The sequence below is a fragment of the Maritalea mobilis genome (assembly GCF_019800885.1).
GTDB classification, from domain to species: domain Bacteria; phylum Pseudomonadota; class Alphaproteobacteria; order Rhodobacterales; family Rhodobacteraceae; genus Roseibacterium; species Roseibacterium beibuensis.
On sequence record NZ_JAHVKE010000006.1, the window covers coordinates 23,075 to 47,266 of the forward strand.

Below are 24,192 nucleotides of genomic sequence, written 5' to 3' on the forward strand. Positions count from 1 at the left end.
GTGCTCTCCATCTATGGGGTGGCGCAGGCCGCACCCCCCTTGATCCTTGGGTTGGTCGATTTCGGTGTGGTAAAAGCTCAGGCGGTCAGGCCGTCAGCCCCTCGGGTTCAGGCAATCCATTGGCGCGGCAGGCGGCGGTCACGGTATTGGCCAGCAGGCACGCGATGGTCATCGGGCCCACGCCCCCCGGTACCGGGGTAATGGCGCCTGCGACCTCGGACGCACTGGCAAACGCCACATCGCCCACCAGCCGCGTCTTGCCCTCGCCCTTTTCCGGCGCAGGCACGCGGTTGATGCCCACGTCGATCACTGTCGCGCCCGGCTTGATCCAGTCGCCCGTCACCATTTCGGGCCGGCCCACGGCGGCGACAAGGATATCAGCGCGGCGGCAGACCTCTTCGATGTCCTTGGTGCGCGAATGGGCGATGGTCACGGTGCAGCTATCGCCCAGCAGCAGTTGCGCCATCGGCTTGCCGACGATGTTCGAGCGCCCGATCACCACCGCGTTCAGACCGGACAGGCTGCCGTGATGGTCGCGCAGCATCATCAGGCATCCCAGCGGCGTGCAGGGCACCATCGACTTTTGCCCCGTCCCCAGCAGGCCCACGTTCGAGATATGAAATCCGTCCACGTCCTTGGACGGATCGATGGAATTGATGACCAGATCACTGTCCAGATGCCCCGGCAGCGGCAGTTGCACGAGGATGCCATGCACCGCCGGATCGGCATTGAGCTGATCGATCAGCGCCAGCAGATCGGCTTCCGAGGTTTCGGCGGGCAGCTTGTGCTCGAAGGACGTCATGCCGACCTCGACCGTCTGCTTGCCCTTGTTTCGCACGTAAACCTGGCTGGCCGGATCCTCGCCCACCAGCACCACGGCAAGGCCGGGGGTGATGCCGTGATCGTCTTTCAGGCGCGTCACATGGGCGGCCACTTTCTCGCGCACGGTGGCGGCAAAGGCTTTTCCGTCAATGATCTGGGCGGTCATTTTGCAAGTTCTCCGTCTGTCTGGGCGCCGATCCGGCGCGCGGCGGTGCTCAGCGCGTGCCACAGCGCCCCCGCGTAGGTCCGCATGCCGATCACCGCAAGCCTGTCTTCGGCCCTGCGAACCAGAAAGACACTGATATGTTCAAGGGTCGTTCGTGTCGCTGCCCCCGGCTCGAATGCTTGCGGGTCGAGATTGACCAGCTTGCGCATAACCGCCTCGAGCGGGCCTGCACCGCCAGCCGATGAGATCTCGAAAGTGGCAAACCCGTCGGTCTGTTCGGTAACCGACGCCTCGGGCACCTCGGCCTTGAGCATCGCGGCAATATCCTGCGTGCCCTGCGCCTCGATCATCCATTGGTCACGGCCGATCCAGAAGGCGCCGTATTCACCTGCCTGCGACGATTGTCCAACGCCGGGCAGCGTCAAGCCAAAGGGGGATGGCACCCCCTGCCCCTTGCGCAAGCTGAGCGAGGCAAGGGAAAGGTCGGGCTGTTCGGTCAGGCGCAGCACACCGAAATCTTCCGATCGTGCAACCGTTCCGCCAAGCGCGGTGATGGGGGTCAGGTCAGTCACGCAGGCGTCCTCCTTCGGGATCGACGAAATGGGCCGAGACGACTTCGACGGTCACCTCCTGCCCCTCCAGCGGGTTGGCGGCGGTGATGACCTCACCCATGCGGGTGTCGCCATCTTCGAGGAAGCCAAGCGCGATATGGCTGTCCAGATGCGGCGAATAGCAGGCCGAGGTCACCCAGCCCTGATCGTTCGCCATGTCGCGCGACGCGTCCTTGGCGAACAGATGCGCCCCGGCGGCCACAGGCTTTTGTGCGTTCACGGGTTTCAGCCCGACAAGGCGGCGCTTGTCCCCGGCCAGCCCCTCGCGCCGGGACATGATTGCGCCGACACTATCCTTCTTGACCGAGACCATGCGGCCCAGCCCCAGCATCTGCGCCGTGGTCTGGCCGTTCAACTCGGCCCCGGCAGCGTGGCCCTTCTCGATGCGAAGAACGCCCAGCGCCTCGGTCCCGTAGGGGGTGACGCCCAGGTCCGCGCCCTTCTCCATCAGCCGCTGCATCAACGCATGACCGTAGCGGGCAGGCACGGCGACCTCGTAGGCCAGCTCGCCCGAGAACGAGATGCGGAAAAGACGTGCGCGCAATCCGCCGCAAATCGTCAATTCACGGCAGGCCATGAAGGGGAAGGCCTCGTTCGAGATGTCGGCGTCATCCACGATGCGCTGCAGCAACGTGCGAGACTGCGGCCCTGCCACGGCGATCTGCGCCCAGGCATCGGTGGTCGAGATCAGCTGCACGTCCAGATCGGGCCAGACGCATTGGCGGAAGAACTCCATCTGGCGATAGACCAGCCCCGCATTGGCGGTGGTGGTGGTGACGACGTAGTGATCCTCGGCGAGGCGGGCGCAGGTGCCGTCGTCGTAGCAATGGCCATCCTCGCGCAGCATCAGGCCATAGCGGACCATGCCGACCTTCAGCGTGCCCATCATGTTTGCATAGACGCGGTTGAGGAATTCGCCCGCATCAGCCCCCTGCACGTCGATCTTGCCCAAGGTCGTCACGTCGCAAAGCCCAACGCCGGACCGGACGGCCAGAACCTCGCGATCGACGCTTTCGCGCCAATGGGTTTCACCGGGTTGCGGGAAATACTGCGCGCGCATCCATGGGCCGACCTCGACGAATTCGGCACCTTGGGCTTCGGCCCAGTGATGGGTGGGCGTCAGGCGCTTGGGCCGGAAATGCGGCCCCGTATCGCCGCCGCCCAGAACCGAGAGCGAGACGCCGGTATAAGGCGGGCGGAAGATGGTCGTGCCGGTCTGCGGAATTGTCTTTCCCGTCAGTTCGGCCATCACCGCCAAGGCCGAGATGTTCGAGGTTTTACCCTGATCGGTTGCCATACCCAGCGTCGTCCAGCGCTTCAGATGCTCGACCGGGCGCATGTTTTCCTTGTGGGCCAAGACGATATCCTTGACCGTCACGTCATTCTGGAAATCGACCCAGGCGCGGCGTTTGCCGGGAACATGCCAGAAGGCCTCCTGCGCGGCGGGGGCGTTTTCGGCCTGCGGCAGGGGAATGGGCTTGGCGGCGATGTCGATCTCCAACAGGGCCGTGATCGCCGCCTGCATGCCATCAGCCAGCGCATCTGCCACGCCACCCTTGCCCGCCGCAGCGCCTGCCGGGATCAGGCCCTGCGGACCATTCGGCCCCGGCACGAAGGCCAGCAGCGCGTCATCCCAAACTGGCCGCCCGCGATGGTGCGAGGCCAGATGCACGTTCGGGTTCCAGCCGCCCGAAACCCCCAAGGCCCCGACCGAGTGCCATTCGGATTGGCCGTTTCGCGTGATCTCGATCGCGTAGAGGCTTTGGCGGCCCTTGGTGCCGGTCACGGTGGCCCCGGGAAAAACCTCATACTGGCCAAAGCAAGGCGCATCTGCGCGGCTGTCGATCACGCCAAGGACGCGCGCGCCATGGGCGATAAGGTCCATCGCCGTGCGGTGCCCGTCATCGCCATTGGTGAAGATGGCAATCGGGTCGTTCGCGTGTTTCAGCGGCGTCACGGCCCAACGGTTGGCATAAGCGCGCATGGCACCGGCCAGCATGATGCCGGGGCGGTCATTGTCGGCAAAGGGGATATGCCGCTCGGTTGCACCGGCGGCGAGGACGGCACGCTTCGCCGTGATCCGCCAGAGCGTCTGACGCACCTTGTCGCCGGGGGTGGGGAGGTGATCGGCCACGCGTTCCACCGCGCCGTAGATGCCATGGTCATAGACGCCGAAGACGGTGGTGCGCGGCATCACGCGGACATTGGGCAGGCTATCCAACTCGGCCCGGGTGATGGCGACCCAATCGCGCGCCTCGGCCCCGTCCAGCCGGTCGCGTTCGGCCAGCAGACGCCCGCCAAGGGCAAAATCCTCATCCGCCAGAATGACCTGTGCCCCGGCACGTCCAGCGGTCAGCGCCGCCGACAGCCCCGCCGCCCCGCCGCCGATGACCAACAGATCGCAATGCAGGAAGCCTTTGTCGTATTCATCCGGGTCGGCCTGCATCGACAAGGCCCCCAGCCCCGCCGCGCGGCGGATCGCGGGTTCATAAAGCTTTTCCCAGAACGCCTTGGGCCACATGAAGGTCTTGTAATAGAACCCCGCCGCAAGGAATGGCGACAGCAGGTCGTTGACCGCCAGCAGGTCCCGCTCGAGAGAGCCGATATGGTTCTGCGACCGTGCGCTGAGACCATCGTAAAGCTCCGTCATCGTGGCGCGGGTGTTCGGCTCGGCCCGCGCGCCATCTCGCAGCGTGACCATGGCGTTGGGCTCTTCCGAGCCGGCGGCGAACACCCCGCGCGGGCGGTGGTATTTGAAGCTGCGGCCCATCAGTTGCACGCCATTGGCCAGCAGCGCCGAGGCCAGCGTATCGCCCTGGTAGCCGCTATACTCGGTGCCGTTGAAGCTGAAGCGCAGGCGCGCGTCGCGGTCGATCAGACCACCTTTCGACAGACGGGTCATTGCACGCCCCCCAGTTTCACGTCGCTGGCCAGTTCCGCGCCGAGGATCTCATGCGTGGTGGTGTCGCGCGTCACGACCAGCCAGGATCGGTCGCCTGCCTCGTGAAACCACAGCTCGCGATGCACGCCCGCCGGGTTGTCGCGCAGGAAGACGTAGTCGGCAAAGGCCGCCACGGCGTCCTCGCGCGCCGGGTCGGGGCGATGCATCAGCGACGCATCGCCGAGATAGGTGAATTCCTGCGCGTCACGCAGGCCAAGCAGGGGATGGGGGATCAGCATCCGGGCGACCTCAATGCAGGTTGGGTTGGGCGCCAACGCCCTTTTCGTCGATGACATAGCCGCGCGCGAAGCGGTCGAACCGGTAGGCGGTGGCGGTCTCGTGTGGGCGGTCGGTGGCCAGAAGATGCGCGAAAGCATAACCGGAGGCCGGCGTCGCCTTGAACCCGCCGTAACACCAGCCGCCATTGAAATATAGGCCGTCTATACCAGTTCGGTCGATGATGGGTGAGCCATCCATCGACATGTCCATCACCCCGCCCCAGGCGCGCAGCAGGCGGGCGCGCCCGATCATCGGCATCAGGGCCATGCCGCCCTCGATCACATCCTCGACCACGGGCAGGTTGCCGCGCTGCGCATAGGAATTGTAGCCGTCGATATCGCCGCCAAAGACCAGCCCGCCCTTGTCGGACTGGCTGACATAGAAATGGCCCGCGCCAAAGGTGATGACACCGGGAATGGTGGGCTTCAGCCCCTCCGACACGAAAGCTTGCAACGCGTGGCTTTCGATCGGCAGGCGCATGCCCGCCATGGCCATCACGCGGCTGGAATTGCCAGCCACCGCGACGCCGACCTTCTTGGCGCCGATATAGCCGCGCGAGGTTTCGACCCCCTGCACCGCGCCACCCTCGATCCGAAAGCCGGTGACTTCGCAATTCTGAATGATGTCGACGCCGCGCTGATCGGCCCCGCGTGCATAGCCCCAGACCACGCCATCATGGCGCGCGGTGCCTGCGCGTGCCTGCATCAGCCCGCCCTTGATGGGAAAGCGCGGGTTGTCAAAGTTCAGGAACGGCACCATCTGGCGCAGTTCATCGCGGCCCAGCAGGCGCGCATCGGCGCCCGCCAGCAACATCGCGTTGCCGCGCCTGCGATAGGCGTCGCGCTGGCCATCGGTATGGATCAGGTTGATGATGCCGCGCTGGCTGACCATCGAGTTGAAGTTCGTTGCCTGTTCCAGGTTTTCCCAGAGCTTCATGGAAAACTCGTAGAAGGGCTCGTTGCCCGGCAGCAGGTAATTGGAGCGGATGATCGTGGTGTTTCGCCCGATATTGCCCGAGCCAAGCCAGCCCTTCTCCAGCACCGCGACCTTCAATTCGCCAAAGGTCTGCGCGAGGTAGAAGGCCGTCGCCAACCCATGCCCACCGCCGCCGACGATGACGATATCATAGGCCGGTTTCGGGTCCGGGTCGCGCCACAGCGGTCGCCAGCCCTTATGGCCGGTCAGCGCCTCTTTCACGACCTTGAAGCCAGAGAATGTCATACGGTGTGCTCCATGTTCTTGCGATATTTCTAGCTGGGGAATTCTTTTGCCTCTTCCTGTTTTGGGTCGTTTGCATTCATTATTAGGCCACGATCGACAAAACACGGATCCGCCTGCCCGATGAAGAGAATCGCCTTTCTGCTACTGGACGGCTTCGCGCTGATGTCGACGGCCTCGGCGCTTGAACCTTTGCGTGCGGCGAATCTGTTTTCGCCGACACTCCGCTACGACATCACGCTCTTGTCGGATACGGGACGGCAGGCCACCTCGTCCGTCGGGGGTATGTTCGAAACACGGCGCTATCGCGATGCGGTCCCCTTGTACGACCTGTTGTTTGTGGTGGCCGGCGGCGACCCGGCGCGGGTCCATGACCCAACCCTGTTCGCATGGCTCAGACAGGCGGATCGCAACGGCGTGGCGCTTGGGGGCATCTCGGGCGGCGCGGTGGTACTGGCCAAGGCCGGGCTGCTCGAAAACCGGCGCTTCACGGTTCATTGGCATCATTACGAGGATTTTGACACCCTGCCCGGCGACTGGCTGTTGGAGCGACGTCTGTTCGTGATCGACCGCGACCGCTACACCTGCGCGGGCGGCTCGGCACCCTTGGACATGATGCACGCGATCATCGCCCGCGACCATGGCACGGGGTTCGCGCAGCGGATTTCCGATTGGTTCATCCAGACCGAGGTGCGCGGCGCAGATGCCCCGCAACGCCGCGCGACCGCGCGGGCTTACGGCGCGGTGCCGCCCCCGGTCGAGGCCGCGCTGGACCTGATGGAAAGCCATGTCGCCGACCCGCTGTCGCAAGATCAGATCGCGACCCTTTCGGGCCTGTCAATCCGACAATTGCAGCGTCAGTTTCGCGCCGCGACGGGGCGGTCTGTCATGCAGGAATACCGGCGCATCCGGCTTGAAACCGGGCGTGAATTGGTTGTCGAGACGCGCCTGCCGCTGGCCGAGATCGCGCATATGACCGGGTTTTCCTCGCAGGCGCATTTCTCGGATGCGTTCTCGGGCCTGTTCGGCACGCCACCCTCGGCCTTGCGCAATGAAAAAGGCCCGGACTGAGCCGGGCCTTCCGATGCAAGATCATCGCACTCAGATATCGAGCGTGTTCTCTTTCTCCCAGCGCGAGAAATGCGACACGAATGAGTTCCATTCCTGGTGCTTCATCTTGATGAAGGACGCCGAGAAATCGGCGCCCAGCATCGCCGTCAACTCGTCATCGGCCTCGAGCGCGCGAATAGCGTCCAGCATGTTGAGCGGCAGTTTCGGCGCGCCCTCGATCTTGTGGCCCTCGGCATACATGTCGATGTCGTAGCGCGGGCCCGGATCGGCCTTGGTGCGGATACCCGACAGACCCGCGGCGATGATGACCGCTTGCAACAGATAGGGGTTCACGGCCCCATCGGGCAGGCGCAATTCGAACCGGCCCGGCCCCGGCACGCGCACCATGTGGGTGCGGTTGTTGCCCGTCCAGGTCACGGTGTTGGGCGCCCAGGTTGCACCTGACATCGTGCGCGGCGCATTGATCCGCTTGTAGGAATTGACCGTCGGGTTGGTGATCGCGGCCAGCGCCTCGGCGTGTTTCATGATCCCGCCGAGGAAATAGCCGCCCTGCTGAGACAGGCCCACCTCGCCGATCTGGCCGCCGGCATCGCCCGCAAAGGCGTTGGTCTTGCCCTCCAGATCCCAGACCGAGATATGCGCATGGCAGCCATTGCCGGTCAGGCCGGCGATGGGCTTGGGCATGAAGGTCGCGCGCAGCCCGTGCTTTTCCGCGACCGATTTCACCATGAACTTGAAAAAGCTGTGGCGGTCGGCGGTGACCAGCGCATCGGCATATTCCCAGTTCATCTCGAACTGGCCGTTCGCATCCTCGTGGTCGTTCTGATACGGACCCCAGCCCAGATCGAGCATGTAGTCGCAAACCTCGGCGATCACGTCATAGCGGCGCATCACGGCCTGTTGGTCGTAGCAGGGCTTTTCCGCCGTATCGAACGGGTCAGAGATCTTGTCGCCCTCGGGCGTCAGCAGAAAGAACTCGGCCTCGATCCCGGTTTTCACACGCAGCCCCTCGGCCTCGGCCTCGGCGATCAGCTTTTTCAGCACGTTGCGCGGGGCCTGTTCGACCGGTTCGCCCTCCATCACGCAATCGGCGGGGACCCAGGCGACCTCGGGCTTCCACGGCAGCTGGATCACCGCATCAGGGTCGGGCACGGCCAGCATATCGGGATGCGCCGGCGTCAGGTCGAGCCATGTGGCAAACCCGGCAAAGCCCGCACCGTCCTCTTCCATATCGGCGACGGCCTGCGCGGGCACCAGTTTGGCGCGCTGCCCCCCGAACAGATCCGTGTAGGAGATCATGAAATACTTGACGCCGGTCTTCGCGGCGAAATCTGCCAGTTTGCTCATCGTCGTCATCCTTTATCCTGTTGATGAAAGAGGGGCGCAAAGGCCCCTCTCGATCTTGTCCGATTGCGTCAGAAGCCCGGCTTGCCCGGGTACCAGTTGGTCCCGGCCAGCGGCACCTGCGCCATGGCGGCGGCCTCCATCGTCAAGGCGCAGAGATCCTCGGGCTCAAGGTTGTGGACGTGGTTGTGTCCACAGGCCCGCGCGATGGTCTGACACTCCAGCGTCATCACGTTGAGGTAGTTGCGCAGCTTGCGCCCGGCCGCCATCGGGTCGAGGCGCTTCATCAACTCGGGGTCCTGCGTGGTGATGCCCGCCGGATCGCGCCCCTCGTGCCAGTCGTCATAGGCCCCCGCGGTGGACCCAAGCGCCTGGTACTCGGCCTCCCATTTGGGGTCATTGTCGCCGATGGCGATCAGCGCCGCCGACCCGATCGAGACCGCATCGGCCCCCAGCGCCAGCGCCTTGGCCACGTCGGCCCCGCTGCGGATACCGCCCGAGACGACAAGCTGAACCTCGCGGTGCATGCCCAGATCCTGCAAGGCCTGAACGGCGGGGCGGATGCAGGCCAGCGTGGGCTGGCCGACATGTTCGATGAACACGTCCTGCGTGGCGGCCGTGCCGCCCTGCATCCCGTCCAGCACGACCACGTCGGCCCCCGCCTTGACCGCCAGCGCGGTGTCGTAATAGGGGCGCGCGCCGCCCACCTTGATGTAGATCGGCTTTTCCCAGTTGGTGATCTCGCGCAATTCGAGGATCTTGATCTCCAGATCATCGGGGCCGGTCCAATCCGGGTGGCGACAGGCCGAGCGCTGGTCGATCCCCACCGGCAGATCGCGCATACCTGCGACCCGTTCGGTGATCTTCTGGCCCAGAAGCATACCGCCGCCGCCGGGTTTTGCGCCCTGCCCCACCACGACCTCGATCGCGTCAGCGCGGCGCAGGTCGTCGGGGTTCATCCCATATCGCGACGGCAGATACTGGTAGACCAGCTTCTCCGAATGGCCGCGCTCTTCCTCGGTCATGCCGCCATCGCCCGTGGTGGTCGAGGTGCCCGCCATCGTCGCGCCACGGCCCAGCGCCTCCTTGGCATTGGCCGAAAGCGAGCCAAAGGACATGCCCGCAATCGTGATCGGGATCTTCAACTCGATGGGCTTTTTCGCGAAGCGCGTGCCCAGCGTGACCGCCGTCTCGCATTTCTCGCGGTAACCTTCCAACGGGTAGCGCGACATCGACGCGCCGAGGAACAGCAGGTCGTCGAAATGCGGCACGCGGCGTTTCGCGCCCCCGCCGCGGATGTCGTAGATGCCCGTATCGGCCGCGCGACGGATCTCCGAGTTGATCGAGTTGGAGAACGTCCAGCTTTGGCGCGGTTCGGTCTGCGGTGTCTTGTCCATGTCGCGCTCCTCAGTATTCGTCGGCGTGGTCGATGTTGAAATTGTAAAGCTTGCGGGCCGAGCCATAGCGCTTGAACTCTTCAGGCTTGGCATCGGCGCCGGCCTGCTCCAGCAGCTTGGCCAGGATTTCGAGGTGCTCGGGCCGCATCTCTTTCTCGATGCAATCGGCCCCCAGCGACTTGACGCTGCCGCGCACGAAGAGCCGCGCCTCGTAGAGCGAGTCGCCCAGCGCATCGCCCGCATCGCCCAGCACGACAAGGTTGCCCTTCTGCGCCATGAAGGCCGACATATGGCCGATATTGCCATGCACCACGATGTCGATCCCCTTCATCGAGATGCCGCAGCGCGACGACGCGTTGCCCTTGATGTTCAGCAATCCGCCATGCCCCGTGGCCCCGGCATACTGGCTGGCGTCGCCTTCGATCGTGACGATCCCGGACATCATGTTTTCAGCCACGCCGGGCCCGGCGGACCCTTCGACGGTGACGGTGGCTTCCTTGTTCATCCCGGCACAGTAATAGCCGGTCGAGCCCTTAATGGTGACGGTCAGCGGCCCGTCGAGGCCGCAGGCCATGGCATGGGCCCCGCGCGGATTGATGATCTCGTAATCCTCGTTGGCCTGTGCGCGGGCCGCGGCCTGAAGCGTGGTGTTGACCGCGCGCAGGTCGGTCGCGGTCATGTCGAGCGTGGTGGTCATTGGATCAGCGCTCCCAGAAATAGACGGTGGCAGGTTCGGGTTCCCAGACGCGGGCGGCCTCGATCCCCGGCAGGTCGGCAAAGGCCCGATATTCCGAGGCGAAGGCGACGTAGTCCTCGGTCTCGGCCATGACGGCGGGCTTGCAGGCGATGGGGTCGCGCACCACGCCGAACCCGTTCCTGGTGCCGGTCACGAAGGTGAAGAACCCGTCGAGATCCTTGATCGTCCCCTCCAGCGCCTCACCCAGCGTGGCGCCCTCGGCGATGCGCGACGAGATATAGGCCGCGCCAACCTCGGTGTCGTTTTCCGAGCGGGTGAACACGCCCTTGCGCGCCAGCGTGCGGCGCATCTGGTTGTGGTTCGACAGTGACCCGTTGTGAACAAGACATTGGTCATCGGCGGTCGAGAACGGATGCGCGCCCATCGTCGTCACGGCAGACTCAGTGGCCATACGGGTATGGCCGATGCCGTGCGAGCCGCCCATCTCGCGCAGGCCAAAGCGCGCGGCGACATCCTTGGGCAGGCCGACTTCCTTGTAGATCTCCATCGAGGCGCCCGAGCCCATGATGCGCAGGCCGGTTTCCTCAAGCCATGCGATAGCTGCGGCCTCGGACGCTTCAGGCACGGTCAGAACGGCATGGGTGTCGATTACCTTGATCGTCACCGGCGCGTCGATTGCCGCGCATAGCGCCGCGTCGAGATGGGCAAATGCCGTCTCGGGGCTGTCCGATTGCACCGTAATCTTCACCATGCCCTCGGTCTCAGGGCCGTAGATCGCGATACCCGCACTGTCGGGTCCGCGATCGGTCATGGTGATGAGCATATCGGTCAGCATGTCGCCCAGCTGCGGGCGCAAGTCATCCTTTTTCAGGAAGAGGCCAACAATGCCACACATAGGTTCCTCCGTAATGGGTGTGATCCCGGCGAGGTTCGCGCCGTCACGGCATCACTAAAGAGAAACCTATTTTCCTTTCAAGAAAGTATTTCACGCCGCGGGAAAAACCCCGAAACATAGCTGCATGTGCATCATTTTCAGGCAGAAACAGCCACGCACCGGCGGGCACGCCCATTTTCCGGGCGCTTCGTGACTGCCTAGCGGGCCTGAGGATAGGTGATGATCGAAAGATACCGCGCGGGGATCTCGACCAATTGCTCCGGACCATGGGGAGAATCGGCATCGAAAAGCAGCGAGTCGCCCGGTTCCAGATCGTACATCTTGTCACCGTGGCGATAGCTGACACGCCCCTCCAGCATATAGAGGAACTCGATCCCTTCGTGCTGAAAGGCCGGGAAGCGATCCGAACTGCTGTCGAGCGTGATCAGATAGGGTTCGACCACCACACCGGAATTGTTCGACCCGATATGACCCAACAGGTTGTATTGATGCCCGGCACGCGTTCCGGCGCGCTCGATCTCGGCGCCCTGCCCCGCCTTGACATGCATGCAGCCGCGTTCTTCTTCATAGCCCGCAAACAACTGGACCAGCGGCACGCGCAACCCATGCGCCAACGCCGAAATCGTGTTGAGCGAGGCCGAGATCACCCCGTTCTCGATTTTCGACAGCATGCCGACCGAGATGCCCGTTTGCGCCGCGAGATCGGCCCCCGTCATACGCTGACGTTTGCGCAACTCCCGTACCTGTCGACCAATGGCGACCTCGAGGTTCTTTTCGCGGGGCTCCTTCACCGCGTGCGGGTTTTGTTCCAGCTTGTTGCGATCGGACATGTCCGTGCTCTCCTCATATGGTGCGGGGCGCACCGAAGTCTCAGTCATCGGCCAAGGCCTGGGCCAGGTCAGGCTTGGCACGCTGGTGCCACAACTGGTTCAACGCACCCAATTCCGCCGCCAGAAGGGGGCCGTTCACCTTCAACCAATCCAGCACCGAGCCGAACTCCTGTATACGTGCCTTGCCCTCGCGGATCGTTACAACCGGCCAGTCCCCAACCAGGGCGTTGTCGATTCCGAACACCTCGGTTCCCCACCACGTCGCAAGACCAAAAGCATGCGGCATGCGCCGTCCCCGCTTCAGCGCGGTCAGAACGGTTGACGGCGTCAGACTGTCGGCGGTTTCGACCGCTTCGTGCCATAAATCCAGAATGAAGGCGTATTCCCAACTGACCGCGGACCACAGGCCCGGAAATCTTTCGTTGTAGCTGTCGAAAAATGCCTTGGGCCTGTGAAAGAAGAACGCCGAGTCCCCCAGCTTGGGGTCGTCGAAATCCGGAAACTGAAAGATGACCCGCTCCATGAACTCGGGCGAGGTGCGCGCAATCAACCGTTGATAATTGTCACAGGTGCAGGACAGAATCTGCCCCGTGAAACCGGCTTCGAAGGCCGCTACCGTCAACGCCTCGACCATCGGCGGCGCGGAGGAGCACCAACACAAGACATCCGGATCACTGGCCATCAAGCGAGCGACGATCTGTACCGCATCTGCGGTGTCGGGGTCGTAGGACACTTCGGCCACGATTTCGCGCGCGGCCACCTTGAAGGCGGCACGATAGGTTGCAAGCGATGGCAACCCCATCAGATCGGTCTGAGAGCACATGGCCATGCGCCGCGCCTCGGGGTAATGGCGGGCAAGCCAATCCACCCCGGTGACATTAAAGAAGGGATGCACCTCGGCCGGGGCAATCAGATAAGGGTGATCCGGCGACAGGTCGGTAGGCAGGAGCGTTGCAGTCAGAACACGCCGCTGCATCAGATAGGCCAAGGCAAGGCCCAACTCGCCGCCCCCCAGCGTCATGACAAGGCGCACGCGCTGCATCTCGACCATGCGGCGCGCGGCTTCCAGCGCACCCTCGGGCCCGGCGGCGCTGTCTTCGACGATCAACTCGACCAAATGCCGACGCCCGGCCACCATCATGCCCCCATGGGCGTTGATCCAATCCACCCACAGGCGGCAGCCCTTGACGCCGGGGCGACCCCAGCGCTCTTCGCTGCCCGATAGCGGCACCAAGACACCAACCCGGATCGGAGCGCGATCCTGCACGGTCAGCCTCGGAAGGGAACCGGCTACGGCAAGCCTCTGCGCCAGCGATGAGCTGCTCACTTTTTGAACTCCAGCTTATTTTTTCGCCAAACGGGTCACTCAAATCAGTGGATTCATATTCCTCCAAAGAAAATTCATTGACCATAGGAAAAATATTGGCCCACACCAGAGTCACATGATCGGACCAGTTTTCAATATTGGTTCATACCAAAGCATCAAGCCAGTGGAGCTATGACCATGACAAAACGAGTCGCCGTAATCGGTGCCGGTCCCTCGGGCCTTGCGCAACTGCGGGCGTTCCAGTCCGCCGCCCAGAAAGGCGCGGACATCCCCGAGATCGTCTGCTTCGAAAAACAGTCGAATTGGGGCGGCCTGTGGAACTACACGTGGCGCACCGGCGTCGACGAGAACGGTGAGCCGGTCCATGGTTCGATGTATCGCTACCTGTGGTCGAACGGCCCCAAGGAAGGTCTGGAATTCGCCGACTATTCTTTTGAGGAGCATTTCGGCAAACAGATCGCCTCTTACCCGCCACGCGCCGTGTTGTTCGATTATATCGAGGGCCGTGTGCTCAAGGCCAATGTGCGCGACTGGATCCGTTTTTCCTCGGTCATCCGCTGGGTCGAGTATGACGAAGCGGCGGGCGATTTCGAAGTGACGGTTCACGACATGGTCGCCGACCGGGTTTACAAGGAGCGCTTTGACCACGTGATCGTGGCGTCGGGCCATTTCTCGTCACCCAACGTGCCGGAATACCCCGGTTTCGACCAGTTCAACGGGCGCATCGTGCATGCCCATGACTTCCGCGACGCGCGCGAGTTCGAGGGCAAGGATGTGCTGGTCGTCGGCTCGTCCTATTCGGCCGAAGATATCGGCTCGCAATGCTGGAAATACGGCGCCAAGTCGATCACCAGCTGCTACCGCTCGGCGCCCATGGGGTTTGCCTGGCCTGATAACTGGGAAGAAAAGCCCGCGATGGAAAAAGTCGAGGGCAAGACCGTATTCTTCAAGGACGGCAGCACCAAGGATGTCGACGCCATCATCCTTTGCACAGGCTACAAGCACTATTTCCCGTTCCTGCCCGACGATCTGCGCCTGAAAACGGCCAACCGCCTCGCCACGGCCGACCTCTACAAGGGGGTGGCCTACGTCCATAATACCAAGCTGTTTTACCTCGGCATGCAGGACCAGTGGTTCACCTTCAATATGTTCGATGCCCAGGCCTGGTATGTGCGCGACATCATTCTGGACCGGATCGAGGTGCCCGCTGACAAGCAGGTGCTGATGGCAGATGTGGCCGAGCGCGAGGTGCGCGAAGAGGCCTCGGATGATGTGAAATACGCCATCACCTATCAGGCCGATTACATCAAGGAACTGATCGCGGATACCGACTACCCGTCCTTCGACGTGGACGGCGCGACCGAGGCCTTCATGCAGTGGAAGAAACACAAGGCGCAGGACATCATGGCGTTCCGCAACAACTGCTACAAATCGGTCATCACGGGCACGATGGCCCCCATTCACCACACCCCCTGGAAGGATGCGCTCGACGACAGCATGGAAGCCTACCTGCAGAATTGAGCGCGTCCTCGCCACTCCGTGGGGCGCGGCTGCGCGCCCCACGGGCCTTTCCTGTCTGACCGTTGGAGTCCCCCGTGATCCTCGATCCTTCCGGCCTGCCATTTCGTCCCGGTGCCCCAAGGGGCTCGCATCCGCGTCGCGCGGCGGCCTATCGGCTTGCCCCGACCGAGGAACGCCACAGCGTGCCGGGCGGCGGCGCCGCCCTGTGGGAGGTCAAGCCCGGCGACCGCATCACCATCACCAATGCCGAGGGTGGACAGATCTGCGAAATGCTGGTTGCTGACGCAGCCGGACGCATCGCGCCGGGCCTGTTGGGCGTATCGGCGGATGCCGCGGGCGACGGGTTGCGCGCCACGCTGGCCAGTGACCGCCCGGGCATGGCGCGTCTACGGGCGGGGTTGGTCCGGCGGCAGGTCGAGATCGAAACCGCACCCGCCATCGGGCTGTTCAACTATGACACCCCGGCGGGCGACGCGGTCAGCTTTACCGCGCAATCCAATGGCTGGGTGCTGCTGGCAGCCCCTGCACCCGCCCCGGATTTCGAGGCGCAGACAACGGCCACGCCGCTGTCGGTCACGATCACCCGCGCGCAGCCCCGCCATGCCGGCAGCTATGCCTTGCCCGACCCGCTGGCTGACCCGCTGCAAGATATCCGCGTTTCTTCGGCCACCGCCCGCGCCTATCGCGTGAAAAAGGGCGAGTTCATCCAGATCATGGATGTCGATGGTCGCCAATGCACCGATTTCCAATGCTTCGACGCGCGCAAGGTCGACAAGGGCATCTTTCACCCGCTCGACGTGACCACCACCCGCACGATCCACGGGCACGCCTACCCGATGCCGGGGTTGCATGCGAAGTATTTCGACCACGACCTGACCCCGCTGGTCGAGGTGGTGCAGGATACCTGCGGGCGGCACGATGCCTTCGCACTGGCCTGCAACGCCAAGTATTACGACGATATCGGCTATCCGGGCCACGCCAACTGTTCCGACAACTTCAACGCGGAACTGGCGGGCTACGGCATCCCGGCCCGGCCTGGCTGGATGGCGGCGAATTTCTTTTTCAACACCGCCATCGACCATGACGGCGTGATGTATGCCGACGAGCCATGGTCGCGCCCCGGCGACTACGTGTTGCTCCGCGCGCTGACCGACCTGATCTGTGTGTCATCGGCCTGCCCCGATGACACCAGCGCCGCCAATGGCTGGCACCTGACCGACATTCACCTGCGCACCTATGGCGCGGATGAGCGTTTTTCCCGCGCCACGGCCTGGCGCCCGACCCCTGACGAGGACCCGATCATGACGCGAGAAAGCGCCTTTCACGACAGCTTTGCCGCGATGACGCGCGATTTCGCGGACTATAACGGCTTTTGGCTGCCCAACAGCTTCCCGCAATGCGATGCGGTCGAAAGCTATTGGGCCTGCCGCGAGGGTGTCGTGGCGATGGACCTGTCGGCTTTGCGCAAATTCGAGGTGACCGGCCCAGATGCCGAGGCACTGCTGAACTGGGTGCTGACGCGAAACGTGGAAAAACTGGCCATCGGACAGGTCGTCTATTCGGCCATGTGCTACCCCCATGGCGGAATGATCGATGACGGCACGCTGTTTAGGTTGGGCGAGCATAATTTCCGCTGGATCGGCGGTTCGGACGAGGGCGGCGCGTGGATGCGCGAAGAGGCGCAGCGCCTTGGCATGAACGTGATGATCCGATCCTCGACCGACCAGATGCACAACCTTGCGGTCCAGGGGCCGAAATCGCGCGATCTGATCACCTCGATCTTCTGGACCGCGCCGCATCACGCCGACCTGTCCGAGATGGGGTGGTTCCGCTTTACCCCGGCTCGCCTCGGCGGCCCCGAGGGGGTGCCGGTGGTGATCTCGCGCACCGGCTATACGGGCGAATTGGGCTACGAGGTCTTTTGCCACCCCAAAGACGGCACGGCGATCTTCGACGCCGTTTGGCAGGCAGGGCAACCGATGGGGATGCGACCGATGGGGCTGGCCGGTTTGGACATGGTTCGGATCGAGGCGGGACTCGTATTTGCGGGCTACGATTTCTCGGACCAGACCGACCCGTTCGAGGCCGGGATCGGCTTTACGGTGCCGCTGAAATCCAAGACCGCCGATTTCGTCGGGCGCGAGGCCTTGTTGCGCCGCAAAGAGCACCCGTCGCGCAAATTCGTGGGGCTTGAGATCGAGGGGCAGAACGCCGTGGCCCATGGCGACTGCATCCGCATCGGGCGTGCGCAGGTGGGCGAGGTCTGTTCCGCCATGCGTTCGCCCCGGACGGGTCAATGGATCGCGCTGGCGCGGCTGGATGTGGCGCATGCTGCCGAGGGCACCGAGGTGGAGGTCGGGCAACTGGACGGGCACCTGAAACGATACGCCGCCCGCGTCGTGCCCTTTCCGCATTACGACCCGCAAAAGACGCGTCCACGATCCTGACCGCGCCAACGGTCGCATCCCCCGACGCGTTCACCCAGCTTTGCAACGGTGTCCTCAGGCTTATGCCTCTTCTGGGGCATGCCTCTGTCTTCCATGATGGTTGGGTCTCAGAGGTTCATCTGGTCTGGTCCCCACAATCCGAGCTCTATCGCGCGTAACCCCGGATGCTCAGCGGATTACATCCGCAGATCGACGACACGCCCATGCAAGACCGCATTCAAGCCCAGCGGTGGGAGGGCCCTCCCGAACCTCAAGGCCCAGTGAGCAGCGCCCCGTCGCGGGCCAGCAGCTGGTTCAGCGCCACGCCACTCTGGCCGGAGCGCTGCATGGCTACGATCAATCGCGTCGCCTGATCGGCGGCGGCCTCGACACTCGTTCCTGCCTCGCGAATGTTGGAGATGCAGTTGCGCGCGCTGTCCGGGATTTCGGCCATGGGGGCATGGGTCAGGTAGACACCAAGGCTGTCGGCGGCGGACAACCCGGGACGTTCACCAAGCGCCATGACAACCGTTTTCGCGCCCAAGGCCAGCGCGACCTTGTCGCCCAGGGCCACGCGCGCCTGATGCGCAAGGATGATCGGAGATACCGTCATGCCCGCGTCCGAAAGGCGTTTGGATAGCTCCGACATGAAGGCCGGACCATTGAGGTGAACCGCCGTGGCCGACAAGCCGTCCCCGAGGACAAGGGCCACGTCCGGCGCAGCCTCTTCTGCCAGGGCTGCCGCGTGGCGGTCCGGCAAGGCCCGGCCAAGATCGGGGCGGCGGATGAAATCATCGCGAGAGGGCGCAGCGCTTGCTACGACGCGATGCGTCAGCCCCACGCGTTCCAATGTTTCCGCCAATTGCGCGGTATCGAGTTCGGCCAGAACGGCAGCACGCGCCTGCGCGTGGTCCAGCGCGAAGCCAAGCGCCTGACCGGTCGTCAGGGCCCTGCCCCGACCACCGAAACTGAGCCGGGCCTGTGTCAGTGCACCGATCTCGGCGCGGGATATGGGTTTCGGGTCGCTCATCCGGCCGGAAGCCTCAGACGCGACAGCGCCGTTTCGAGGGTGGGCAGTGTTATCTCGGGCGTTCCGATCCCGTTGGTCTGCATCCACGCGGCGAATTCGGGCGCCGGTGGCCGGCCCAGTGTCTCACGAATGAATTGCGCGTCATGGAAGGCAAGGGATTGATAGTTCAGCATGATATCATCCGCGCCCGGCACCGTGATGACGAAACTTACCCCGGCGGCGGCCAGCGTGGTCAGCAGGATATCCATGTCCTCCTGATCGGCATATGAGTGATTGGTGTAGCAGACATCCACCCCCATCGGCAGGCCGAGCAGCTTGCCACAGAAATGATCCTCGAGCCCCGCGCGGATGATCTGTTTGCCGTCGGCGAGGTATTCGGGCCCGATGAATCCAACCACCGTGTTCACCAGCAATGGACGGTAACGCCGAGCAACCGCATAGGCGCGGGCCTCCATCGTCTGTTGATCCATGCCGTGATGCGCCTCTGCCGAGAGGGCGGCCCCCTGCCCCGTCTCGAAATACATGAGGTTCGCGCCCTCCGGCGCGCGGGCCAGCTGCGTCACCGCATCATGGGCCTCGTCCAGCATGGCGAGGGTAACACCGAACCCGTCATTGGCCTTTTGCGATCCGGCCACCGATTGGAACACGAGATCGATCGGCGCGCCGGCCTCGATCGCCGCGATCGCCGTGCTGACATGACCGAGGCAGCAATGTTGCGTCGGGATATCGAGCTGCGTTCGGATCGCCTCCAGCACCTCGCAGATGCGGATGTAGTCGGGCAGCGTGTCCGTCGCGGGGTTCACCCCAATCACGGCGTCACCTGCGCCCATCATCAGCCCGTCCAGCGCTGAGAGCGCGATGCCGCGACTGTCGTCGGTTGGGTGATTGGGCTGGTTGCGGGTCGAAAGCCGGCCTTTCAAGCCGATGGTCGATCTGAAGCGAGTGACCACCTCGATCTTGGCGGCGACGGCGATCAGGTCCTGGGCCCGCATGATCTTGCTGACCGCGGCCGCCATCTCGGGGGTCAGCCCCGGGGACACGCCCGCAATCCGCACGCCCGTCGTACCCGGATCGAGAAGCCAGTCGCGGAACTCGCCCACCGTCAAGGACGCCACAGGCGAGAAAGCGTCGGCATCATGCTGCGCGGCGATCAGATCGGTCACCGCATCGCCGTCCACCTCAAGCACATCGTCCAGAAAAGCGGCAAGCGGCACATCGGCGAGACAATGCTGCGCGGCGATCCGCTCGACCGGGCCATCGGCCGACACGCCGGCGAGGTGATCTCCGCTTCGCTCGGGGCTGGCCTTGGCCAGCAAGACCTTGAGCGACGGAAAGCTGTAGCGCGTTGCATTGATGTCGGCGTGAAATCCCATGCGATGAAGAGACCACCGAGGGCCTGCCGCGGCAAGCCCTCTCGTGCGCATCTTAGCCCATGCGTTCGCTGGAATAGCCGCCGGGCGAGGCCGAGAAGACCGCGATCGTTGCCGTTCAGGAACACGCGGTTATGCGCATGGGCACGGATCGCCCGCGACGAACCCGGGCTTCCGGCATCGTGATCAAGCGAGACAAAAGCTTTGCGCTCTGCCGCGATTTCCTTGGTTCGCGACTGCGCGATGCTCACCGTACGGCTTCCCCAGAGAAAAAGCTGCGCCATCGGCCTGCCCAAGATGTCGGACCCGGCAAGCACCGCCGCCAGACCCGGGGGCGATCCCCTCGCCGCCCTTCCATGCTGCCACATGTGGGCGCACGGAGGCCGCGAAAAGTTGGCTCAGGGGGACGCGCGGTCTATGCACCCACGCCGGAATCGTTCTGATTGAGGCCGAGATCACACCGTTTTCGAGCTTGGACATCATAGCGGCTTACAACCCCGCATGCGCAGTGAGATCAGCCGGGTCATGCGTTGCCCCTCACGCAACTCTCGCACCTGCCGTCTGGTGGCGACCCCGACTTGTTTTCTCGCGGCTCCTCCACCGCAGGAGGGTTCTTCACTAGTCCGCTTCGGTCGGCGATCGCTTGTTTTCCTGCTGCGCGTTTCACCGTTTACGCGAAAAAACTGGACAGGATGTCGCGATGCAGCCTCATTCATGGCCGGTTGCAATGGATTTGGGAGCCGTGTGGATCGTGCCATCGCTGCTGCCCGATATCTCAAATAAAATTAAAGAAAATTATCGACAGGCAAACAGCATCGGCGCTTCGCCCGCGTGCAATGCCAGCATTACCTAAAGTAAAAAAGGCATTTAGCTGAAAGTGGAATCGCACGACATCAATTTAGGTATTGCATTGCGGCCACAGTCGACAAGCGGTCGAAATATGGTCCAACTTGCGCTTGATGATCTTTTGACCAAATGAAACGCACTCTCCTTCTCTGCTTGTTCTCGGCGCATAAGATGCGTCGCCTGTTTCTGCTTTCACAGTTCTGCAATGGTCCGCATACCAAAACTACTGATGCAACGCCGGTCTAAAGGGTCGGACGAAGAAAGGTTGGCCTCGGACCCGCTCGAGGCCTACCGTCAAGACATAGAAAAAGAACGACTATTCGACCCCGCCTTCTACGCCAGCCACAGCCCTGACGTCGTGAACGCGGGGATAGATCTGCTTGAACACTTCTTTCGTTACGGACATGCCGAGGGCAGATGGCCGACAGCGGACTTCGACCCGAATTTCTACCGCGCCGAGCATCTCGGGGGAGATTTGCGGATCAACCCCGTCGTGCACTACCTTCTCGAGGGAAAGGACGCCGGCCTTCCCACGACGACGCCTATTTCCCAAGTGCAGGACGGCACGGCGATCCCCTTCTCGATTGGCCAAGAGGCGGAAAGTGCCGATGACTTTGCCGCATTTTGTAAGGCAACCGGCGTTTTCGATGGCGATTTCTACCTTTCGGAAAATCGCGATCTGGCATGCTGCACCACGGACCCGTTGCAACACTTCATGGAATACGGCTGGAAAGAAGGACGGGACCCGTCGCGTATCTTCTCACTCGAATGGTATCGCAATGCCCATCTTGGCGGCGACAGAGGGGTGAATCCACTCTGGCACTATTACACCCAAGGCATTTACTCGGGGTATGCCCCGATGCACGGGGCACGCAACCCGTCCGATATCCGTTGTCTGCGCAAGTTGGCGCAGACAGCGCGTTTCGTCTACCCCGACAGCCCAGAAGTAACCATCGCGGTCATCAACCTGAACGGAGAATTTCATCTTCAGGACCTGATGGCATCATTGGCCGAGCTCGACTATCCGTCCTACCGTGTCATGGTGATCGACAACGGGTCGACAGATGGGTCAGTCAAGTGGATGCACGAGAACGCCCCGTTCGCCGAAATTGTCGAACTAGACGAGAATATCGGCTTTGCGGATGCCGCCAACCTCGCGCTGGACCTTGCACCAACGCAACTAGTCGCAGTTCTAAACAACGACATGTCGGTGGACAAAGCCTGGCTTCGGGAACTGGTCGACGCGATGAAATCCTCACCCGAGCGGGCAGCCGTGACATCGAAAATTCTGTTCTTCAAGCCATTCCTGACGCTGTCGGTGCAGGGGGACCGTCCCTTTGGGTTGAGCGTGCCGCATGTGTTGAAGAACCACGATTACAAGAAGTTCTTCGTCGATCATGGCCGGGTTATGGGCGACCGCATCACGAGCGCGGAAGATCATACCATCACCATTAAAATTCCCTGCGAACTGGGCAAGACCATCGAAATCGCGCCGGAGATCGACGGGCCGGACAAGCCGAGACTTTTGATCCGCGCCAACGGGGTCGCTATGCATACCGCGGAGGGCGCAACCTCCATCCTGTTGGATCCCGCGATGTTCGAACACGCCGGGCGATGGGTCGTCAATAATGCCGGGTCTCATGAAAAATCCGAAGATGTGATAGCGGACCGCGGTTTCGGCGAATACGATGTCGGGCAGTACGATACGGATGAAGACGTGCGTTACCTCTGCGGAGGCAGCTTCTTGATCAATCGCACGGCATTGAAGGGGCTGCCGCTCTTCATAGGGGATCTTTTTGCGTATTATGAGGATACCGAGCTATCGGTTAGGCTGCGTCGCGACGGATACAACATCGGCTATGCCCCCAAGAGCGTAGTGTACCACAAGCACGCATCGACCAGCGAAGAGAAATCGGTGTTCTTCCAGCGCCGGGTCGAACGGAATTATTCGGCCTACTTCGCTCGCAGGCGCGGCCTCGCCACTACGAGCAAGCAGATCGCGCGAAAGAAGTCGCAATTGAATCATCTGGCCAATTACTTCGCCAGTTCGCCGGATAGCACGGACCGAGAGCGCGCACTGTCAGAGGCTTACCCGGAGGTGATGGCCCAACTCGACGACATGATGGAAGCCTTCACCTCCGGGCGCGAGTTCCACGGCAGCCACCGAACGCTCCGCATGGGCATTTACAATTCCTACTGGGCGACTGCGGGCGGCGGCGAACTTCACGCGCTCAACGTTGCGTTCTACTTGTCCCGCTTCGGTGTGGTTGACCTCATCTCGGACGCAGATTTCGACCTCGATCAATTGGTCGCCCGGTTCCGGCTGCCCAGGGAACGGTTCCGAAAGATCCTACTCTACCCGCTCTCTCCAGAGGATACGGCAGCCTACGATGTGTTCGTGAACTCCACCTACGCGTCGAACTTGGCATCCAAAGCCAAACACTCGTTTTTCATCGTGAGCTTTCCGCACCAGGGCGCTCCCGAAGCGATGTTGGACAGCTACACATTCTTGCCGAACTCCCAATTTACGCACCACTGGTGTATTGAGATGTGGGGATCGCGTGAATCGAAGTTGCTCTACCCGATGGTGCGGCGGGTCATCGATGAACCAACCCTGGCCGACAAGAAGAAGGTCGTGCTTAACGTGGGCAGATTCTTCCCCGACGGCCACAGCAAGATGCAGCACGAGATCGTTGCGACATTCAGGGAACTGACGTCGCGGCAACCGGATCTCGCCGATTGGAAGCTGATCTGTGTGGGTGGCGTGGATCGATCTCGCAAAGATTGCCTTGAATACTTCGACTTGGTCGCGGAACTCGCCGAAGGCGCAAATGTGGAATTGTGGCCGAATGCAAGTTTCGACGACCTGACAGACGCCTATCGCGACGCGGCCCTTTATTGGCACGCCACGGGGTTCGGCAAGGACGCTACCAGAAACCCAGACGAACTCGAGCATTTCGGCATTTCGACGGTGGAAGCCATGTCTGCCGGCTGCATCCCGGTGGTTCTGGATGCTGCGGGGCAAACCGAGATCGTGCACGACCAACGCTTTGGGTCCCGGTTCCGGAATCGTACGGAATGGATCGACGAGTCGATGCGCTGGATGAACCTGTTCGAACGCGATCCCGAACAGTTCGCGATGGCCATGAACTTCGCGTCGAAGGCGGCGGAACGTTACCAAGCAGAAAGCACCGAACACCGTATGGGAGTGATCTTCTCCGAGGTGGCAAAAGCCGACGCGGAGCTGAAACGCCACCGAGGCAGCACAGAGTTTACGACCCAAGGGTTCTGGCGCTCCCGTATACTTTATCGGTAACTGCGCGTAGGTGTCTCAATCAACGACCTAGCGCGAACTTAAACGGACAGGAATGCACAGGACCGATCTACACCTCTTTCTGCAC

17 protein-coding genes are annotated in these 24,192 nt (G+C 62.7%); 4 read left to right on the forward strand and 13 right to left on the reverse strand.

All coding sequences use genetic code 11. The annotated features are described in order from the left end of the window. Positions 1–85: 85 nt before the first annotated feature. The 5 genes from folD to KUV65_RS17115 are packed head-to-tail and all read right to left on the reverse strand — an operon-like array spanning position 86 to position 6,040. Positions 86–988 (reverse strand): bifunctional methylenetetrahydrofolate dehydrogenase/methenyltetrahydrofolate cyclohydrolase FolD, encoded by a 903-nt coding sequence (folD, locus tag KUV65_RS17095; RefSeq protein WP_222191945.1) that lies wholly within the window; start codon positions 986–988, stop codon positions 86–88. Beyond that, on the reverse strand, positions 985–1,560 hold the full coding sequence (locus tag KUV65_RS17100; protein ID WP_222191946.1) for a sarcosine oxidase subunit gamma: 576 nt from the start codon (positions 1,558–1,560) through the stop codon (positions 985–987). The genes folD and KUV65_RS17100 overlap by 4 nt, the downstream gene beginning before the upstream one ends. Beyond that, the gene (locus tag KUV65_RS17105) at positions 1,553–4,501 is read right to left on the reverse strand and encodes a sarcosine oxidase subunit alpha family protein (protein WP_222191947.1); all 2,949 of its coding nucleotides are present in this window, start codon (positions 4,499–4,501) and stop codon (positions 1,553–1,555) included. The genes KUV65_RS17100 and KUV65_RS17105 overlap by 8 nt, the downstream gene beginning before the upstream one ends. After that, on the reverse strand, positions 4,498–4,779 hold the full coding sequence (locus KUV65_RS17110; RefSeq protein ID WP_222191948.1) for a sarcosine oxidase subunit delta: 282 nt from the start codon (positions 4,777–4,779) through the stop codon (positions 4,498–4,500). Before KUV65_RS17110 ends, KUV65_RS17105 begins: the two co-directional genes overlap by 4 nt. Positions 4,780–4,789: 10 nt before the next feature. Beyond that, positions 4,790–6,040 carry a sarcosine oxidase subunit beta family protein gene (locus KUV65_RS17115; RefSeq protein WP_222191949.1) on the reverse strand — a complete coding sequence of 417 codons (1,251 nt, stop codon included), beginning with the start codon at positions 6,038–6,040 and terminating at the stop codon, positions 4,790–4,792. Positions 6,041–6,160: 120 nt separating this feature from the next. Between KUV65_RS17115 and KUV65_RS17120 the strand changes: the two genes are divergently transcribed. Further along, positions 6,161–7,108: a GlxA family transcriptional regulator gene (locus KUV65_RS17120; protein WP_222191950.1), complete on the forward strand. Its 948-nt coding sequence runs from the start codon at positions 6,161–6,163 to the stop codon at positions 7,106–7,108. A gap of 30 nt (positions 7,109–7,138) precedes the next feature. On the opposite strand, the gene glnT is transcribed toward KUV65_RS17120, so the two are convergent. The 6 genes from glnT to KUV65_RS17150 form a co-directional block, all read right to left on the reverse strand. Next, entirely contained in the window at positions 7,139–8,455 is a 1,317-nt protein-coding gene (gene glnT, locus KUV65_RS17125; RefSeq protein ID WP_222191951.1) for a type III glutamate--ammonia ligase, read from the reverse strand. Positions 8,456–8,523: 68 nt separating this feature from the next. After that, positions 8,524–9,849 carry an FMN-binding glutamate synthase family protein gene (locus KUV65_RS17130; protein ID WP_222191952.1) on the reverse strand — a complete coding sequence of 442 codons (1,326 nt, stop codon included), beginning with the start codon at positions 9,847–9,849 and terminating at the stop codon, positions 8,524–8,526. Between the two features lie 10 nt (positions 9,850–9,859). Further along, a complete protein-coding gene (locus tag KUV65_RS17135) occupies positions 9,860–10,546 on the reverse strand; it encodes a protein GlxC (RefSeq protein ID WP_222191953.1) in 687 nt (228 codons plus the stop codon). A gap of 4 nt (positions 10,547–10,550) precedes the next feature. Beyond that, on the reverse strand, positions 10,551–11,441 hold the full coding sequence (locus KUV65_RS17140; protein ID WP_222191954.1) for a class II glutamine amidotransferase: 891 nt from the start codon (positions 11,439–11,441) through the stop codon (positions 10,551–10,553). A 197-nt stretch (positions 11,442–11,638) separates the two neighbouring features. Further along, positions 11,639–12,271, reverse strand: coding sequence for a helix-turn-helix domain-containing protein (locus KUV65_RS17145; RefSeq protein ID WP_222191955.1), 633 nt, complete (start codon positions 12,269–12,271; stop codon positions 11,639–11,641). Positions 12,272–12,311: 40 nt separating this feature from the next. Further along, on the reverse strand, positions 12,312–13,538 hold the full coding sequence (locus tag KUV65_RS17150) for an ABC transporter substrate-binding protein (protein ID WP_308124719.1): 1,227 nt from the start codon (positions 13,536–13,538) through the stop codon (positions 12,312–12,314). Between the two features lie 237 nt (positions 13,539–13,775). Between KUV65_RS17150 and KUV65_RS17155 the strand changes: the two genes are divergently transcribed. Both KUV65_RS17155 and KUV65_RS17160 read left to right on the forward strand, forming a co-directional pair. Continuing rightward, on the forward strand, positions 13,776–15,119 hold the full coding sequence (locus tag KUV65_RS17155) for an NAD(P)-binding domain-containing protein (protein WP_222191956.1): 1,344 nt from the start codon (positions 13,776–13,778) through the stop codon (positions 15,117–15,119). 95 nt (positions 15,120–15,214) lie between these two features. Further along, positions 15,215–17,566, forward strand: coding sequence for a DUF1989 domain-containing protein (locus KUV65_RS17160; RefSeq protein ID WP_374107088.1), 2,352 nt, complete (start codon positions 15,215–15,217; stop codon positions 17,564–17,566). 250 nt (positions 17,567–17,816) lie between these two features. Here KUV65_RS17160 and eutC read toward each other — a convergent pair whose 3' ends face one another. Together eutC and KUV65_RS17170 are read right to left on the reverse strand one after the other, a co-directional pair. Next, positions 17,817–18,575, reverse strand: a complete 759-nt coding sequence (eutC, locus tag KUV65_RS17165) for an ethanolamine ammonia-lyase subunit EutC (RefSeq protein ID WP_222191957.1) — start codon at positions 18,573–18,575, stop codon at positions 17,817–17,819. Then, positions 18,572–19,948, reverse strand: a complete 1,377-nt coding sequence (locus KUV65_RS17170) for an ethanolamine ammonia-lyase subunit EutB (protein WP_222191958.1) — start codon at positions 19,946–19,948, stop codon at positions 18,572–18,574. The genes eutC and KUV65_RS17170 overlap by 4 nt, the downstream gene beginning before the upstream one ends. 1,072 nt (positions 19,949–21,020) lie before the next feature. Between KUV65_RS17170 and KUV65_RS17175 the strand changes: the two genes are divergently transcribed. Then, on the forward strand, positions 21,021–24,107 hold the full coding sequence (locus KUV65_RS17175) for a glycosyltransferase (RefSeq protein WP_222191959.1): 3,087 nt from the start codon (positions 21,021–21,023) through the stop codon (positions 24,105–24,107). Positions 24,108–24,192: the final 85 nt, after the last annotated feature.